Genomic DNA, 15,710 nt, shown 5'->3' with positions numbered 1-15,710 from the left:
GGCTCCCGACCCCCGCGATAGCCTGATCGGCTGCGCCGGACACCCGCCGCGCGGCCTCGAAGCGAGGAGGACGGACGCATGCCCATCGAGATCAGGCCCGTGCCCGTGCCATCCGAACTCGGCATCCCCGAGGCCGCGGAGTTCGAAGCCGCCGCCGAGACCGCGGCGCTCGTCGAGGAGTCGGTCTGGGGGCACCGCAAATTCGCATGGGATGCCCACGAGCTGCTCCCCCGCTACCGGGACGACGCGTACCAGGGTCTCGCCGCCTACGCCGCGTGGGACGGCGATCGCTGCGTCGGGCGGGTGGAATGCGACTGGGAGCGCGGCTCGGACGCGGAGACGGTCGACTTCGTGCTCGGCGTACTGCCCGATGCGCGACGACGCGGCGTGGGCAGCGCCCTGCTCGACGCGGCACGGGCGCACGCCGCCGGTCTCGGCCGGTCGGTGTTCACGGCCATGTCCGATGTGCCCGCAGCGGCCCTCGACGCACCGGGGGCCCGGCTCGAGGCACGCGACGGCAGCGGCTCGATCCCGGCGTCCGACGCGGGTGCGGCGTTCGCCGTTCACCACGGATTCCGACTCGCTCAGCTCGAGCGCCTGAGCGGGCTCACGGTGTCCGGTCGCGCCGCCGAGTTCGCCGCGGCATCCGCCGAGCACGAGGCCGCCGCGACCGCCTACCGGCTCGTGAGCTGGATCGACCACGCACCCGACGAGCTGCTCGACGAGCTCGCCGTCGCCCACGCGGCCATGTCGACCGACCCGCCGTCGGGCGAGGCCACGTTCGACCTCGAGCACTGGGATGCCGCCCGCGTCCGAGCCGTCGAGGAGCAGACGATCGCCGGCCGACGCACGAGCCTCGTGACGGCCGCGGTGGACGACGACGGGCGGGTTGCCGGGTTCACCGCCCTCATGCTCTCGGCGGAATCCACCTCGGCGTTCCAGTGGGACACGATCGTGCTGGAACCGCACCGCGGTCATCGCCTCGGCATGCGCATGAAGCTCGCGAACCTCGTGCTGCTCGGCCGCACGGCGCCCGAGCGCACCGACGTCTACACCTGGAACGCCGACGAGAACGAGCACATGCTCGCGATCAACGTCGCGCTCGGCTTCACCGTGCGCGGGCTCAGCGCGCTGTGGCAGCTCGGCCCGACGCGGGTCGACGGCGCAGCCGCTGGCAGCGCGGACACCGGTGCGAGGACCGGTTCATGAACGCCTCGCGCACCATCGGCGTGCCGCACCGCGGGCACGGCAGGCCGCTGCGCCCGTAGGCGTTCAACGAGTGCGCGAAGTATCCGGATGCGCCGTTGACGTTGACGTACTGCGCATCGAAGCTCGTGCCGCCCTCGTCGAGCGCCTTGCCGAGCACGTCGCGCACGGCCTGCAGCAGCTCGGCCGTGCGCCGCTTCGAGATCGAGGAGGCCGGCTGCTCGCCGTGCAGGCGAACCGCCCACAGGGATTCGTCGGCGTAGATGTTGCCGATGCCGCTGACGACCGCCTGGTCGAGCAGCACGCGCTTGACGCCCGACGCGCGACGCGACATCCGTTCGAGGAAGAGCGCGTCGTCGAAGGCCGGATCGAGCGGGTCGCGGGCGATGTGGGCGACCTGGGTCGGGATGCGGAGCGCCCACGGGCCGGTCACCTCGGCGCTGAACCCCGCGACCGCGCCGTCGGGCGTCGGCACCATGCGGTCGACCGCGAGGGAGCCGAAGGTGCGCTGGTCGACGAAGTCGATGCGCAGTTCACCGTGCTCGGGGTGCTCGAGGTGGATCCGCACGCGCGCGTGCCGGTCGTCGCCGGGGTGCTCGGGCGTGCGGAGCAGCATCTGGCCACTCATGCCGAGGTGCCCCACGATCGCCCGGTCGCCGCCGATGGGCAGCCAGAGGAACTTGCCGCGCCGCACGGCCGCGGCGATGCGCGCGCCGGTCGCGAGCGCCTCGAAATCGCCGGATGCCCCGTCGTGCCGCGTGAGCGCACGCTCGTCGAGCACGTCGACCGCCGCGATGCGGGCACCCGTCACCGCGGGCGCGAGGCCGGCGCGGACGACCTCGACCTCGGGGAGTTCGGGCACGTCAGCGCACGTCGAGCATCGTCCAGGCTTCGAGCGCTGCGGCCATCTCGGCCTGCTTCTTGCTCGAACCCTCACCGGTGGCCTCGACCAGCGTGCCGACGGCGACCGTCGCGACGAAGTGCTTGCTGTGGTCGGGCCCGCTCTCGGAGATCGTGTAGACGGGGGGCGGCGCACCGCGCTTCGCGGCGATCTCCTGCAGACTCGTCTTCGGGTCCATCGATGCGCCGAAGCGACCGGGGTCGCTCATGAGCGGCGCGATGAGGCTCAGCACGAACGGCGTCGCGACGTCGCCGCCCCGATCGAGGTACACCGCGCCGATGATCGCCTCGACCGTGTCGGCGAGGATGGACGGCTTGTCGGCGCCTCCGGTGAGCGTTTCACCGCGGCCGAGCCGGATGTACCGGCCGAGTCCGAGCTTTCGCGCCACCTCGGCCAGCGCCGCACTCGAGACGAGGCTGGCGCGCCGCTTGGCGAGCTCGCCTTCGTCGAGTTCGGGATGGTCGCGGAAGAGTCGGAAGGTGACGGCCTGCCCGAGGATCGAATCACCGAGGAACTCGAGGCGTTCGTTGGTGGCGATGCCGCCGTTCTCATACGCGAACGACCGGTGCGTGAGCGCGAGGAGCAGGAGCTCGGGATCGATCTCGACCTGCAGCAGTTGCTGCAGCTCGACGAGATTCGGCTCCGCGAGCCCTGTGCGCTCCGTGCGCGTCACGACCGGTCGTTGATGCTGCGAGGGCCGTCGACTAGACGTCGGCGACCTTGCGGCCCTTGTACTCGAGGAACAGCGGGGTGCCCGCCGAGTCCTCCACGACCTTCGCGCGGTGCGGAAGGCTGTAGGTGACCTTGCCGTTTTCAACGGTCTTCACCAGCGTGGGGGCCTCAGCCTTCCACTGCGAACGACGCGCGTGGGTGTTTGCTCGCGACTTCTTCCGCTTCGGAACAGCCATGACTCTCTCTCAATCTCTCTTCGGGTCGGCGTCGGATGCGACATCCGTGCCCTGGTCTTCGGAAACCTGCAGCCCTGCGAGCGCGGCCCATCGTGGGTCGTGCGCGGTCGGGGTGTCGAGTTCAGGATGATCAGCCAGTCGCAGCCCGGTCACTGGGTCGAGACCAGGGCAGTCCGGCCGGCATACCGGCTGGAACGGCAGTGACAACACCACCGCATCTCGGATGAGCGGTTCAAGATCCACGTGGTCGTCTTGAACCTCAAACTCGAAAGCTTCTCCAGAATGATACGCGAAAAGCTCCTGGAACTCGACTTCGACAGGCAGCGACACGTCGATGAGGCACCGACCGCACTCGCCTTCGGCCACGGCATCGATGTTCGCAGACACGAGGATTCCCTCGTGGACGGACTCCAAGCGCACGTCGACATCGACCTCCGAACCCTCGCGGACGGCGACGAGCGCCTCGCCGAAGGGTTCGCGAACGACGACCTGGAATCGATGCTCGCGCATCTCACCGGGTCGGTTGAGGAGATCGCGCACGTTCACACGGAACGGCGAATGCTGAATGGCCACGAAGGGAGATTCTACGCGCCATCCGCTGTGCGAACGCCGGACGCGCGCCGAACGCCGTCTGCGAGCGACATCGGAAGGAACGCGGCCCTCAGGCGCTCGGCGGGTCGCGCATCACTCGCCAGGGTCCGGCACACGAGGTCGACATCGGCTCGGAGCGCCGCGGCCGCCTCGGGTTCTGCGACCGGGCCGACGGCGTCGGGTCCGAAACGCGCGCGCTCGACGGCGTCACGCAGCCGCGTGAGCGCGGCGATCCTCGACGCGCCGGCCGCATCCACCCGGAACGCCGGCCTCTCGGCCAGGTGGGCGGCGAACACGCGGGGCGTGACGGCCCCCGCTGCCTCCGCACCGAGATCCCTCGCCGTCGCCGTGACCTCGTCCCACGCGGCATCCGCGGGCGCCCGACCGGAGCGGATGCGTCGGCGACGCGTCGCCCGCTGCAGCACGCGGAGCCCCGCGGGCAGGAGCAGGAGCGCCAGCACGGCGACGAGGAGCACCGAGGCGCGAAGCGACGCGGCGTCCTGCCCCTGCCCCGACGTGCTTCCGGCGAGTCCGCGGTCGGGGTCGAGTTCGGGTCGTCCGGTGGCGGGCGCGGTCGACGCCGGCGCGTTGGGCAGGACCGACGTCTGGGACTGTCCCGCGCCGGGGCGCGAGTACTCGGGCACTGCGCCACGACCCGGAGTCGGCTCGAAGGGCACCCACCCGACGCCCTCGAAGTACAGTTCGGGCCACGCGTGGAGGTCGTGCGAGTCGACCTCGACGCGCTGCACGCCGTCGACCCGCTCGGTCGAGGGCGACCCCGACGTGTAGCCCACCGAGATGCGCGACGGGATGCCCGCCTCGCGGGCCAGCACCGCCATGGTCGAGGCGAAGTGCACGCAGTAGCCGCTCTTCGCCTCGAGGAACGCGGCGATCACGTCGAACCCGCCACCGTCGTAGCCCTCCTCGACCGGCGCATCCGTCGAATACTGGAACGCCGACGAGCGCAGGAAGGCCTGGATCGCGACCGCGGCGTCGTAGGGGGTGGCCGCCGAACCCGCGAGCTCGGCAGCCGTGTCGGTGATGATGGCCGGCACGTCGTCGGGCAGGTCGAGGAACTTCGGATCGACGGATCGGGGATCGCCCGCGGTGCGGAGCTGCTCCACCGTCGGCTCGACCTCGAGGCGAGTCACCTCGTAGCTCTGCCCGGAGGTGTTCGTGTCGACGCTTCGGACCGTCAGCGGGCCGTCGTCCCAGTACCAGGAGCCCGAGAGCCCGTCGACGCGCGTCGACGGGTAGGGCACCGGAAGCCAGGTCGTGCGCACCTCGCTCACGAGCACGTCGATCGGATGCTCCGACGTGGCGACCTCGGGGCCGAGCCCGTCGGGCGCACCGATGGCGTCGACCGTGTTGTCGCCGTCGACCGGGGTCTCGGTCACGGCCCACACGTCGCCCTCGAACCGGTCGAGCGTCAAGAGCGTGAAGTTCGGACGGTCGCCGTCGCGTGCCAGATAGCGGAACGCCGGCCGCGCCTCGGGCCTGCGCAGGTCGCGTCCGAGGTCGATGAACGGACTCACGCCTCGCGCGAACAGCGCCCCCTGCGATCCGTTGCCGAGCAGCAGGCTCGTCGCGATGCTCGGCGTCGACGCGGCCAGGATGGATGCCACCACGAGCCCGGTGGCGGCCACGCCGAGCGAGGCGCCGAGCGTGGAGGCGACCGGCACGCGTTTGGGAGCCGAGACAGTGGCGACCTCGTCGTCGCCGCCGCCTGCGGTCATGCGCGCCCTGCGCGAGACGCGCACGTCGACGCGGAGCAGGAGCAGGTACGCCGCGGCCGCGCACACGAGCACCGGGATCTCGGCTCCGTCTTCGACGAGGAATCCGGGGATGACGACGGGCACGAAGGCCGGCACCGCCGCGAGCGCCGGTACCCGGGCGATCTGCACGAGCAGGTCGAGCAGGATCGAGAGCAGCCCGACGCCGAACGCCAATGCGAAGCTGAGCGCCGGCACCGCGACCGCCGGCACGGTCTGCTGGGCGATCGTGCGCTGGGACCCGCTGAACAGCTCGCCGAAGACGCCGAAGGTGTCGGGCGTGGGCACGATGAACGCGATGCTGGTGGCACCGCCGAACAGGAGGGTGAGCAGGAGCACGAGCACGACGCCCTCGAGCACCGGCACGAGGGCCGACGGCACCCGCAGGGCGCGCAGGCCCGCACCTCCGAAGAACACCCCGGCCGAGACGAACGCGCAGAGCCACCACCATCCGCCGCCGGCGATCAGCGGGCCGAGCGACATGGTCGCCACGACCATGAGCAGGAACGACGCCGCGGTGAGCGCGAGCCGCCCGCCGAGCGTGAGCGCAGCCGATTCAGGACGCATCGTGCGCCCCCGCACTCGTGGCTCCGACGGCCGACCACGCCGCGCCGATCTCGACCGCGCGTCGTACGCCGACCACGGTCCAGTCGGCCTCCTCGAGCATGCGCCTGACCGCGGAGGACACCGACGCGGTCGCGAACGCGATCGCCGGCTCGAACCCGGGGCGGAGGGCGACGAGGGCGGCGGCATCGGCGGGATCGGGGTCGACGAGCACCGCGAACCCGGGTTCGCGCGCATTGCGATTGCGCGTGCGCACCTCGCCTGGGGAGTCGTGATCGTCGCCCGTCGTGGACCGGCCCTGACCGTGGCGGCCCCCCTCGCGACGCCGGCCCGGATTCACCCGCGCGAGATCCTCGAGGAGCAGGTGCTCGCCGCCCGGCATGCGGTACTCGCCCCCGAGGGGCGCGGTCGGCACGATGCCCTGCTCGGGATCGACGACGCTCGTGCACCGCACGCGGAAGCCGCTCGCGAGCAGGTGCACGCCGATCGAGGCCGCGACCTCCATCGCGAGCTCGACCCGTTCGTCGGCCTCGCCGTCGCGCTCGCGGTGCACCGCGAGCCCGTGACGGCCGTCGCCGGGGAGATCGATGAGGATGCGCGCCTCGGGGTCGCCCCGTTGCTCCTCTTCACGGACCATGAGCTCGCCGCGGCGTGCCGTCGCCGGCCAGTTGACGCGCCTCAGGGGGTCGCCGTAGCGGTACTCGCGAGCGATGAGCTCGTCGGAGTTGGGGTGCGTGCGCCGTTGAAGGCCGTGCACCACGCCGTCGATGCTCGCCGCGGTCGCGAGGGCGTCGGCGAGCGGCGTCACCCGTGGCGTCACGACGACCTCGTGTGCGGCCCCCGTCTCGCGTTCGATGCCCGCGAGTCCGAAGGGGTCGGCGACCCCGATGCGGAGCGGCCCGACCGGGTAGACACCGCGCCGCGGCATCCGGAGCCGGTACTCGACCTTCACCCGGTCGTCGCCGGAGGGCATGACCGACTCGTAGGGACCGAGTGCCGGCAGCAGGGCGGGCGGCGGGCCGATCGTGCCGTCGGGCGACTGATCGCGCCAGTGGGCGCCGTCGAGCGTGCGCCGGCTGCGGTTGGCGACGACGAGCGCGACGGTGGTCGCCTCGCCCGCCGAGACCACCGCTGGCGAGAAGGTGCGCTGCACCGCGAGGCTGGGGCGTCGCAGCATCACGAACACGGCCGCGACGAGCGGCATCGCGAGCCCGACGAATGCGAGCAGCAGGATGTCGCGCAGGTCGAACCAGAGCGAGACCCCCACGAGCACGACTCCGACGACCACGAGGGCGACGCCTCGGCGGGTCAGGTGCGGCCTCGCGATCGAACGCAGGCGGATGCGGGACATGGTCAGTTCCTTCGCGCACTCCCGACGGGAACCGCGGTCTGTGCGACGATGCGGCCGACGATCGCGTCGATCAGGGGCCCGCTGTCGCGGTCGTGGGAGCCGACGGCCCGGCTCGTGGGCACGAGGCGATGCGCGAGCACGGCCACGGCGAGGGCATCGACGTCGTCGGGCAGCACGAACTCGCGGCCGTGCATGGCCGCGTGCGCCTTGGCCGCGCGGATGAGCTGCAACGTCGCGCGCGGGCTCGCGCCGAGGCGGAGCTGGCGGTCCTCGCGCGTCGCGCGCGCCAGTTCGACGGCGTACTCCTTCACGGGCTGCGAGGTGAACACGTGCCGCACGGCCCGGATCATCGCGCGCAGTTCGTCGAGCGTGACGACCTCTTCGAGCCGGTCGAGCGGGCTCGAGGTCTCGCGCGTCGAGAGCATGGCCAGTTCGTCTGCGGCAGCTGGGTAGCCCATCGAGACGCGGGCCATGAAGCGATCGCGCTGCGCCTCGGGCAGCGGGTACGTGCCCTCCATCTCGACCGGGTTCTGCGTCGCGACGACGGTGAACGGCAGCTCGAGGAGGTAGGTCGTGCCGTCGGCGGTGACCTGCCGTTCCTCCATGCACTCGAGCAGCGCGGCCTGCGTCTTCGGGCTCGCACGGTTGATCTCGTCGCCGATCACGATGTTCGAGAACACCGGGCCGCGCTTGAACTCGAAGCCCCGGCTCGCCTGATCGAACACCGAGACACCGGTCACGTCGCTCGGCAGCAGGTCGGGCGTGAACTGGATGCGGCTCACCGTGCTGCCGACCGAGCGCGCCAGCGCCTTGGCGAGCATCGTCTTGCCGACGCCGGGCACGTCTTCGATGAGCAGGTGCCCCTCGGCGAGCAGCACGGTCAGGGCGGCCGTGACGGCGTCGCGCTTGCCTGCGATCACGGTCTCGACATTGGCGACGATGCGGGCGGCGAGCGCTCCCACCTCGTCGATGGGCATGACGGATGCCGCGTCGGCCCCGGCATCGATCGCGTCGCCCGTGCGGCCCGCGGGCGTCTGGGCCACCGGTGCCGCGCTCGCAGCCGCCTCGTTCATACCGTCATCGCCGTGTGCAGGTATTCGGCGACGGCCGCGGGAACGTATGGCGCGACGTCGCCGCCGAGCGCGGCGACCTGGCGCACGAGCGAGCTCGACACGTGGGCATTGCCCGGATCGGGCAGCAGGAACACCGTCTCGACGCCCGCCAGATGCCGGTTCACGATCGCCATCGGGGTCTCGTATGCGACGTCGATCTGCGAGCGCACGCCCTTGACGAGCACGCTCGCGCCGACGTCGCTGCAGTAGTCGACGAGCAGGCCCATGCTCCACGAGGCGACGACGATGCGACCCTGGATGCCCGCGTCGGCGATCGACCGCTCGATGAGCGCGACGCGCTGCGCGATCGGCAGCAGGGCGTTCTTGTCGGGGTTGTGCACGACGACGACATGCAGTTCGTCGAAGATGCCGGCAGCACGCTCGATGACGTCGAGGTGCCCCTTCGTGACGGGGTCGAAGGAACCGGGAACGACGGCGATCCGCTGCATACGCAACAGCGTAGTGCTCGTCGAGACCCGCGTACGGGGTGCCCGAGACTCTCAGCCCTTGCTCAGGAATCCGCTCGAGTCGTCGTCGAGACGTCGGCGCACCTCGGCGGCCAGCGCGGGGTTGCGCACCAGCTTCGAGTCGCCGTCGAGCAGGGCTGCGGCGATCGCCCGCGCGTCGGCGATGACGTCGCCGTCGCGTGCGACGCGCAGCAGCTTCAGCGACGAACGCCCGCCCGACTGGGTGGCCCCGAGCACGTCGCCCTCCTGCCGGAGCTCGAGGTCGACCCGTGCGAGCTCGAACCCGTCGAGCGTCGCGGCCACCGCGTCGACGCGCTGCCGGGCGAGCGAGTCCGGTTCGGCCGCGGTCACGAGCAGGCACAGGCCCGGCAGGCCGCCGCGACCGACGCGCCCGCGCAGCTGGTGCAGCTGCGAGACGCCGAACCGGTCTGCGTCGACCACGACCATGGCGCTGGCGTTCGGCACGTCGACGCCGACCTCGATGACCGTCGTCGCGACGAGCACGTCGATCTCGCCTGCGGCGAAGGCGCGCATCGTGGCGTCCTTCTCGTCGGAGGACATGCGACCGTGCAGCGGCGCAACTCGGAGATCGGCGAACGCGGGGAGCTCGGCGAGCTCGGCGAGCACCGACGCGACCGACGCGACCGGGCGGGCCGCGGCATCCGCCCCGGCGTCGTCGTTCGCGACGGGCGGCTCACCGGCCGCCGGGTCGGCCTCTTCGGCGACGCGCGCCTCGATCGCCGGGCACACCACGAAGCCCTGCCTGCCCGCGGCGACCTCCTCGGCGAGACGGGCCCACACTCGGGCGCGCCAGCCGGGACGCTCGGCGAGCGGCACGACGTGCGACTCGATTCCCGCGCGCCCCGCGGGAAGCTCGCGGATCGTCGAGATGTCGAGGTCTCCGAACACGGTCATCGCCACCGTGCGCGGGATCGGCGTCGCCGTCAGCACAAGCACGTGCGGCGGCTGCCGGCCCTTGAGCCGCAGCGCCTCGCGCTGCTCGACGCCGAAGCGGTGCTGCTCGTCGACGACGACGAGACCGAGATCGGCGAACGAGACCGTCTCGCCGATGAGCGCGTGCGTGCCGACGACGATGCGCGACTGCCCGGCCGCGGCCCGCAGCAGCGCCTTGCGGCGCTCGGCGGCCGGCAGCTGACCCGTGAGCAGGGTCGGCACGAGCGAGGCAGAGAGCTCGGGGCCGAGCATGCGCACGATCGAGCGGAGGTGCTGGGCCGCGAGCACCTCGGTCGGGGCGAGCAGCGCCGCCTGGCCGCCCGAATCGGCGACCGCGAGCATCGCCCGCAGGGCGACCACGGTCTTGCCGGAGCCGACCTCGCCCTGCACCAGGCGGTTCATGGGCACGGGCTCGCCGAGGTCGTCGGCGATGGCCTTCCCGACCTCGACCTGGTCGCCCGTGAGGGCGAACGGGAGCGAGGCGTCGAAGCGCTCGAGGAGTCCGCCGGGCGACGGATGCCGCGCGGTCGTCGCCTGCGCCCGCAGCTCGGCCCTGCGCTGCAGGAGCGCCGTCTGCAGCACGAGCGCCTCGGTGAAGCGCAGGGTGCGCCTGGCCGCCTTCCACTCGGACTCGATCTCGGGCCGGTGCACCTGCTCGAGCGCGCGGCGCTGGCTCAGCAGCCCGTGCGACGCGCGCACCGCCTCGGGGATCGGGTCGCCGGCGGCATCCGTCGCCTCGAGGCCGTCGAGCAGGAGCGCGATCGCCTTGGCGAGCTGCCAGCTCGCGAGCGTGCCCGTCGCGGGATAGATCGGGATCGGCGCCTCGGCCCAGCGCTTGACCGAGGCATCGGTGGGCGAAGTCGGCGTCGCCTCGTCGAAGAGCTCGTAGTCGGGGTGCGCGAGCTGCCTCGCACCGCGGTAGTCGCCGACCTTGCCCGCGAAGATGCCACGCGCCCCGGGCACGAGCTCGCGGGACCGCCACGCCTGATTGAAGAACGTCAGCGTGAGGATGCCCGTGCCGTCGGTGATCTTCACCTCGAGGATCGAACCCCGACGTGATCGCATGGTGCGCTCGCGCACCTCGATGACCTCGGCGACGATCGTGACGTTCTCGTCGAGGGGCAGGCTCGCGAGCGCGGTGAGCTCGCCGCGGAGCGCGTACCGGCGGGGGTAGTGCCCGAGCAGGTCGCCGACGGTGCGGTAGCCGAACGCCCGCTCGATCGCCTGAGCCGTGCGCCCGCCCAGCGCCCCCGTGAGGCGCGAGTCGAGCGAGTACCGGCCGACGGCGGAGGCTGGGTCTGGCTCGTCGGCGGTCATGCCTCGATCGTAGGCTCCCCCGCCGTCAAGGCCTCGATCTCGGCCTGCACGTACGGGTCGTCGGGTCGGAGCGCCGCCAGCGAGCGCTGCAGCTCGAGCGCCTCGTCGGTGCGCCCGAGCGTGCGCAGGCACCGGCCGACCGACCAGCGGGTGACCTGCTGCTGCTCGGCCGAGCCGTAGCGGTCGGCGATCTCGACGGCGCGCTCGAACTCGACGAGTGCTGCAGCCGTACGACCGCCGTCGTGCTTGACCCACCCCAGGTTGTGGTGGAGTGCGATGCCCCAGCGGAGCGTGCGCGGATCGCGCCGGCCCTCGAGCAGGTCGAGGCCCTCGGCAGCCCACTCCTCTTCGTGGCCGGCGTCGTGCAGCGCGAGCATGTGCAGCGCGTCGAGGACGAGGAACGGCGACCCGGCCTGCGCCGCCTCGCGCACCGCGAGGGTCAGGTCGGGCACCGAATCGGCGGGCCGTCCGTCGGCGACGTGCAGGCGGCCGCGCTCGATCGCGACGCGAGCGCGGACCTCGGCGGGCACGGGACCCCCTCCGGCCGGAGCGACGGATGCCGCGTCGGGGCCGTCCACGGCCTCCTGAACCGGTTCGAACGACCCGGCGATGCCGTCGAGCACGGCGAACGCCTCGCCGAACCTGCCCTGCAGGCCGAGGGCGCGCGCGAGCTGCGTCGCGAGGACCGCGCGCTCGACGGTCGGGCGGAGCCCGTCTTCGGACGCGGCGCGGAACCGCTCGGCACTGACGTCGGGATCGGCGAAGTCCCACATGCGGTCGATCAACGCCTGATCGACCGGCTCGAGACTCACGGGGTCGACGCGATCGCTGGAGGTAAGGGCATCCACCACCCCATCATGGCAGCGCTCGGCGACCGGGTCATCCCGGCGACGGCGCCTGCCCCACCGATATGCTTCGAGCAGCATGACGCGCATCATCGCCGGCGCAGCCGGATCCCTCTCCCTCGCCGTGCCGCGTTCCGGCACGCGGCCCACGAGCGACCGTGTTCGCGAGGCCATCTTCTCGGCGCTCGAGGCGCGCGACGCGATCGACGGCTCGGTCGTGCTCGACCTGTACGCAGGCTCCGGCGCGCTCGGGTTGGAGTCCGCGAGCAGGGGCGCCGCCGAGGTCGTGCTCGTCGAGCGCGCCAAGCCCGCGGCCGACGTGTGCCGGCGCAACGCCGACGCGGTCACCCGCGCGATCGGCCGGGGAGCCGCCCGCATCCGCGTCGTCGTGAAGCCCGTCGCCGGTTACCTCGAGACGGCGCAGGCGGGAGTCGACCTGGCGTTCATCGACCCGCCGTACGACCTCGAAGAGCGCGCCGTCGCACGCGACCTGGAGCTGCTGGCCCCACTGCTGGCGCCCGATGCGACGATCGTCGTCGAGCGCAGCTCCCGGTCGCCCGAACCGTCGTGGCCCGACGGCATCGAACTCGAGCGGCGCCGGGACTACGGTGAGACCACGCTCTGGTGGGCCGTCGCCGCCGTCTCGGGTCAGCCGACGCGGCCGTCCCAGCCCGAATAGGGGTCCCAGCCCTCGGCCCGGATGTCGCGGCCGTCGAGCAGCATGCGCCCAGGGCCCTCGACCACGTGCCCGATGACCTCGAACGGCGCCGGGATGTCGCCGTCGGCCGGGAACGTCGCGAGCATGCCGTGGTCCTCGCCGCCCGAGAGCGCCAGCCGCACGCGCTCGACCGCCGCGTCGGCGTGGGCCACCTCAGCACGGCCGTCCTCGCCGCCCGCGTCGAGGGCCGCCGAGTCGAAGTCGAACCCCACGCGGCTCGCCTCCGCGATGCGCCGCCCGTCGCGCGCGAGGCCGTCGGAGACGTCGAGCATCGACGTCGCCCCGGACGCGGCCGCGACGATCCCGGCCCAGACCGGGGGGCGTGGCGCGAGCTGGGCGAGCACGAGGTCGGGCTCGCGCTCGCGCAGGGCAGCGGCGAGAGCCGCATCGGGCTCGCCCGCGGCATCCGTCGCCTCGGCGAACAGCAGGGCGAGGCCGCGCGCCGCGGCACCCCGGCGGCCGGCGTGCGCGATGACGTCGCCGACGCGCGCACCCGATCGGAGCACCGGCGCACGGCCCTCGAGGTCGCCGAAGGCCGTGACCGCGATCGTGAGCACCGACGATGCCGAGAGGTCGCCGCCGACGACGCCCGCACCCGGTGCGAGTTCGGCGAGCCCCTCGCGCAGGCCGTCGGCGATGCCCTCGAGCGTCGACACCCGGGTCGACGGCGGGGCGGCGATCGCCACGACGAGCGCCGTGGGCCTCGCACCCATCGCCGCGACATCGGTCAGGTTCGTGGCGGCGGCCTTCCAGCCGAGCTCGAACGGCGTCGACCACGCGAGGCGGAAGTCGGGTCCGTGCACCAGCAGGTCGGTCGTCACGACGAACCGGCCATCGGATGCCGCGACCAGCGCGGCGTCGTCGCCGGGACCGAGCAGTGCATGCTCGCCCGACTCGAGGCGGGGCAGGATGCGACCGAGCACCGCGATCTCGCCGAGCTCGCCCGACGTCGGATCGTCGTGCCCGACGGCAGCCCCGCGAACGGTGTCGGTCCCGTCGTCGGATCGAGCGGGGCTGGCTGCACTGGACGAAGCTGACACGCCGCAAGCCTAGAACAGGCTCGCACGCACGCGCCTGCGCACGTGCCCTGAACGGGGGTCATGTGTCAAGCAAGTAACGGATGCTTACAAAACCCCTCCACCTGCCGTACGCTGATCTGGCCTCCCCCAGGCCGCGTACCCGAACCGCGGTGGCACCGACGTTGCTCACCGTGCAGCAATGGAGCCCAAGTGAGTCGACGCAGCGAACGAGCCGAACGCGAGATGTCGCGCCGCCGCCACCGCCGGGTGGTCATGATGGTGGTCGCCGCGGTCGCGGGCGTGGCGCTCGTGGGCGGCGCGGGCGCGGCGTGGGCCGCCGGGTCCTTCGACACGTGGCTCTCTGCCGAGCCGCGGTGCGACGCACCCGTCGAGCTCACCGTGGTCGCCGACACCGCCATCGCGCGGCCGGTCAAGGCCATCGCCGCAGAATACGACGCACGCGAAGACGCCTGCTCGCGCACCGACGTCGTCGCCCAGGACAGCGCAGACACCGCCGCACTGCTCGCGTCGGGCAACGGATCCGACATCGACGCCTGGATCCCCGACTCGCCGGTCTGGCTCGTGCGCATGGCCGCCAGCGCCCGGTCGCTCGGCCGCGACGTGCCGAACCTGGCGCTCGAGCGCTCGATCGCCTCGAGCCCGGTCGTGTTCGCCGCGACCGTCAGCGGCGCCGACGCGTTCGCCGGCCGATCGCTCAGCTGGACCGACGTGCTCTCGGGCGACCTGCCGACCCTGCTCGCCGACCCCGAGGCGTCGTCGGCGAGCCTCAACGGCCTGCAGGCCATGGAACGCGCGGTGCCGATCGGGCAGGCCCGGCAGTTCCAGAATGCGATGATCCGCCTGAGCGACGGCGCCCCCGCGAGGGTCGACGCCGCGTTCGCCTCGCTCGTCGTCAGCCCTCCCGGCACGGTCGCGATCGCCAGCGAACAGCAGGTCGCGATGCACAACCACGACGACGCCTCGTCGCCCATGCTCGCGCTCTACCCGTCCGACGGCACGCTCGCGCTGCAGTTCCCGTTCCTCCGCCTGCTCGACGAGTCCGAGCTCGCGAAGAACCTCGACGCCGGCGGCGAGCCCGAGGGCGACGAGGACACGCGCGCCGAGCTCGAACAGCGCGCCCGACAGCTCGACGCCCTCAAGATCGCCCTGTGGGACGACTCCGACCGCTTCGCCGCCGAGGGCTTCCGCGACGGCACCGGCGGCGGAGAGCTCGACCAGGACGGCGTCATCGCGGACGCCACCGAAGTGGGGTCCGCCGCGGCATCCGCCCAGGTCTCGATCCTCCGAACCTGGGGCGTGGTGAGCCTGCGCTCCCGGATCCTGTCGGTCATCGATGTCTCCGGGTCAATGGAGGAGCCGACGGTCACCGGCCTCCGCCGCATCGACCTACTCCAACAGGCCGCCTCCAGCACGGTCTCGCAGCTCTCCGAGGCCGTCGACGTCGGCGTCTGGGCGTTCTCGACCACCCGCATCGGCGACCAGGACTGGGAGGACCTCTCCCCCATCGAGCCGCTCGCCGACGAGTCCCATCGCACGCAGGTGCTCGACGTGCTCGCCTCGCTGCCGGCCCGACTCGGCGGGGCGACCGGCCTCTACGACACGACGCTGGCCGCCGTGAAGCAGGTGCGCGCGGCGTACGACCCCGAGACCGTGAACTCCGTGCTGCTGCTCACCGACGGGCGCAACGAGGACGAGAACGGCATCAGCCGCGACCAGTTGCTCGACGAGCTCGCCGCCCTGGGCGAAGACGGCAAGCAGGTGCCGGTCGTGCTCGTGGGCATCGGGCCCGACACCGACCTCGAGTCGATGCGCCTCATCGCCGAGGCGACGGGCGGCGCCGCGTACTCCGCGCAGCAACCGCAGGACCTCAAGACCGTGCTGACCGACGCGCTGTCGCAGCGCTCCTGCCGTCCGAACTGCTGACCGCGGATCGCCGCCGCCCGCGCACGTCGGGAGCGGGTCAG

At 72.5% G+C, this 15,710-nt stretch carries 14 protein-coding genes; 3 read left to right on the top strand and 11 right to left on the bottom strand.

What is annotated here, in order from left to right; translation table 11 throughout:
* The first annotated feature begins 78 nt into the window (after positions 1 to 78).
* Positions 79 to 1,209, top strand: coding sequence for a GNAT family N-acetyltransferase (locus BM342_RS09470; RefSeq protein ID WP_092965129.1), 1,131 nt, complete (start codon positions 79 to 81; stop codon positions 1,207 to 1,209).
* On the opposite strand, the gene mutM is transcribed toward BM342_RS09470, so the two are convergent.
* From mutM to BM342_RS09420, 10 genes are all read right to left on the bottom strand, one after another.
* The gene (mutM, locus tag BM342_RS09465; RefSeq protein WP_092965127.1) at positions 1,124 to 2,068 is read right to left on the bottom strand and encodes a bifunctional DNA-formamidopyrimidine glycosylase/DNA-(apurinic or apyrimidinic site) lyase; all 945 of its coding nucleotides are present in this window, start codon (positions 2,066 to 2,068) and stop codon (positions 1,124 to 1,126) included. The two genes, BM342_RS09470 and mutM, sit on opposite strands and share 86 nt — an antisense overlap.
* 1 nt (position 2,069) lies before the next feature.
* On the bottom strand, positions 2,070 to 2,780 hold the full coding sequence (gene rnc / locus BM342_RS09460) for a ribonuclease III (RefSeq protein ID WP_092965125.1): 711 nt from the start codon (positions 2,778 to 2,780) through the stop codon (positions 2,070 to 2,072).
* A 31-nt stretch (positions 2,781 to 2,811) separates the two neighbouring features.
* The gene (gene rpmF, locus BM342_RS09455; RefSeq protein ID WP_055857210.1) at positions 2,812 to 3,015 is read right to left on the bottom strand and encodes a 50S ribosomal protein L32; all 204 of its coding nucleotides are present in this window, start codon (positions 3,013 to 3,015) and stop codon (positions 2,812 to 2,814) included.
* 9 nt (positions 3,016 to 3,024) lie between these two features.
* Entirely contained in the window at positions 3,025 to 3,525 is a 501-nt protein-coding gene (locus BM342_RS09450) for a YceD family protein (RefSeq protein WP_092965123.1), read from the bottom strand.
* Between the two features lie 74 nt (positions 3,526 to 3,599).
* Positions 3,600 to 5,945, bottom strand: coding sequence for a transglutaminase TgpA family protein (locus BM342_RS09445; protein WP_143109805.1), 2,346 nt, complete (start codon positions 5,943 to 5,945; stop codon positions 3,600 to 3,602).
* A complete protein-coding gene (locus BM342_RS09440; RefSeq protein ID WP_092965119.1) occupies positions 5,935 to 7,293 on the bottom strand; it encodes a DUF58 domain-containing protein in 1,359 nt (452 codons plus the stop codon). The genes BM342_RS09445 and BM342_RS09440 overlap by 11 nt, the downstream gene beginning before the upstream one ends.
* 2 nt (positions 7,294 to 7,295) lie before the next feature.
* Complete coding sequence (locus BM342_RS09435; protein WP_092966753.1) at positions 7,296 to 8,270, bottom strand: AAA family ATPase; 975 nt, start codon at positions 8,268 to 8,270, stop codon at positions 7,296 to 7,298.
* A 92-nt stretch (positions 8,271 to 8,362) separates the two neighbouring features.
* On the bottom strand, positions 8,363 to 8,854 hold the full coding sequence (coaD, locus tag BM342_RS09430) for a pantetheine-phosphate adenylyltransferase (protein WP_092965117.1): 492 nt from the start codon (positions 8,852 to 8,854) through the stop codon (positions 8,363 to 8,365).
* Between the two features lie 51 nt (positions 8,855 to 8,905).
* Positions 8,906 to 11,143: an ATP-dependent DNA helicase RecG gene (locus BM342_RS09425; RefSeq protein ID WP_092965115.1), complete on the bottom strand. Its 2,238-nt coding sequence runs from the start codon at positions 11,141 to 11,143 to the stop codon at positions 8,906 to 8,908.
* Complete coding sequence (locus BM342_RS09420) at positions 11,140 to 11,991, bottom strand: tetratricopeptide repeat protein (RefSeq protein ID WP_177232117.1); 852 nt, start codon at positions 11,989 to 11,991, stop codon at positions 11,140 to 11,142. Before BM342_RS09420 ends, BM342_RS09425 begins: the two co-directional genes overlap by 4 nt.
* A gap of 76 nt (positions 11,992 to 12,067) precedes the next feature.
* On the opposite strand from BM342_RS09420, the gene BM342_RS09415 reads away from it, so the two are divergent.
* Positions 12,068 to 12,667: an RsmD family RNA methyltransferase gene (locus BM342_RS09415; RefSeq protein WP_092965113.1), complete on the top strand. Its 600-nt coding sequence runs from the start codon at positions 12,068 to 12,070 to the stop codon at positions 12,665 to 12,667.
* Here the strand turns inward: BM342_RS09415 and thiL are convergent.
* The gene (gene thiL / locus BM342_RS09410; protein WP_092966751.1) at positions 12,637 to 13,635 is read right to left on the bottom strand and encodes a thiamine-phosphate kinase; all 999 of its coding nucleotides are present in this window, start codon (positions 13,633 to 13,635) and stop codon (positions 12,637 to 12,639) included. The two genes, BM342_RS09415 and thiL, sit on opposite strands and share 31 nt — an antisense overlap.
* 300 nt (positions 13,636 to 13,935) lie before the next feature.
* Between thiL and BM342_RS09405 the strand changes: the two genes are divergently transcribed.
* Entirely contained in the window at positions 13,936 to 15,669 is a 1,734-nt protein-coding gene (locus BM342_RS09405; RefSeq protein WP_177232116.1) for a substrate-binding domain-containing protein, read from the top strand.
* Positions 15,670 to 15,710: the final 41 nt, after the last annotated feature.

It is taken from the genome of Agromyces sp. CF514, assembly GCF_900113185.1.
Taxonomy (GTDB): domain Bacteria; phylum Actinomycetota; class Actinomycetes; order Actinomycetales; family Microbacteriaceae; genus Agromyces.
Note: the sequence above shows the minus strand (reverse complement) of the source record. Positions and strands in the feature narration are given on the sequence as shown.

Excerpts from the sequence above, each read along its gene's own strand:
- BM342_RS09415 (WP_092965113.1), top strand. The coding sequence starts at position 12,068 with ATGACGCGCATCATCGCCGGCGCAGCCGGATCCCTCTCCCTCGCCGTG.
- coaD (WP_092965117.1), bottom strand. The coding sequence starts at position 8,854 with ATGCAGCGGATCGCCGTCGTTCCCGGTTCCTTCGACCCCGTCACGAAG.
- BM342_RS09470 (WP_092965129.1), top strand. The coding sequence starts at position 79 with ATGCCCATCGAGATCAGGCCCGTGCCCGTGCCATCCGAACTCGGCATC.
- BM342_RS09425 (WP_092965115.1), bottom strand. The coding sequence starts at position 11,143 with ATGACCGCCGACGAGCCAGACCCAGCCTCCGCCGTCGGCCGGTACTCG.
- BM342_RS09445 (WP_143109805.1), bottom strand. The coding sequence starts at position 5,945 with ATGCGTCCTGAATCGGCTGCGCTCACGCTCGGCGGGCGGCTCGCGCTC.
- BM342_RS09440 (WP_092965119.1), bottom strand. The coding sequence starts at position 7,293 with ATGTCCCGCATCCGCCTGCGTTCGATCGCGAGGCCGCACCTGACCCGC.
- BM342_RS09435 (WP_092966753.1), bottom strand. The coding sequence starts at position 8,270 with ATGCCCATCGACGAGGTGGGAGCGCTCGCCGCCCGCATCGTCGCCAAT.
- rpmF (WP_055857210.1), bottom strand. The coding sequence starts at position 3,015 with ATGGCTGTTCCGAAGCGGAAGAAGTCGCGAGCAAACACCCACGCGCGT.
- BM342_RS09450 (WP_092965123.1), bottom strand. The coding sequence starts at position 3,525 with ATGCGCGAGCATCGATTCCAGGTCGTCGTTCGCGAACCCTTCGGCGAG.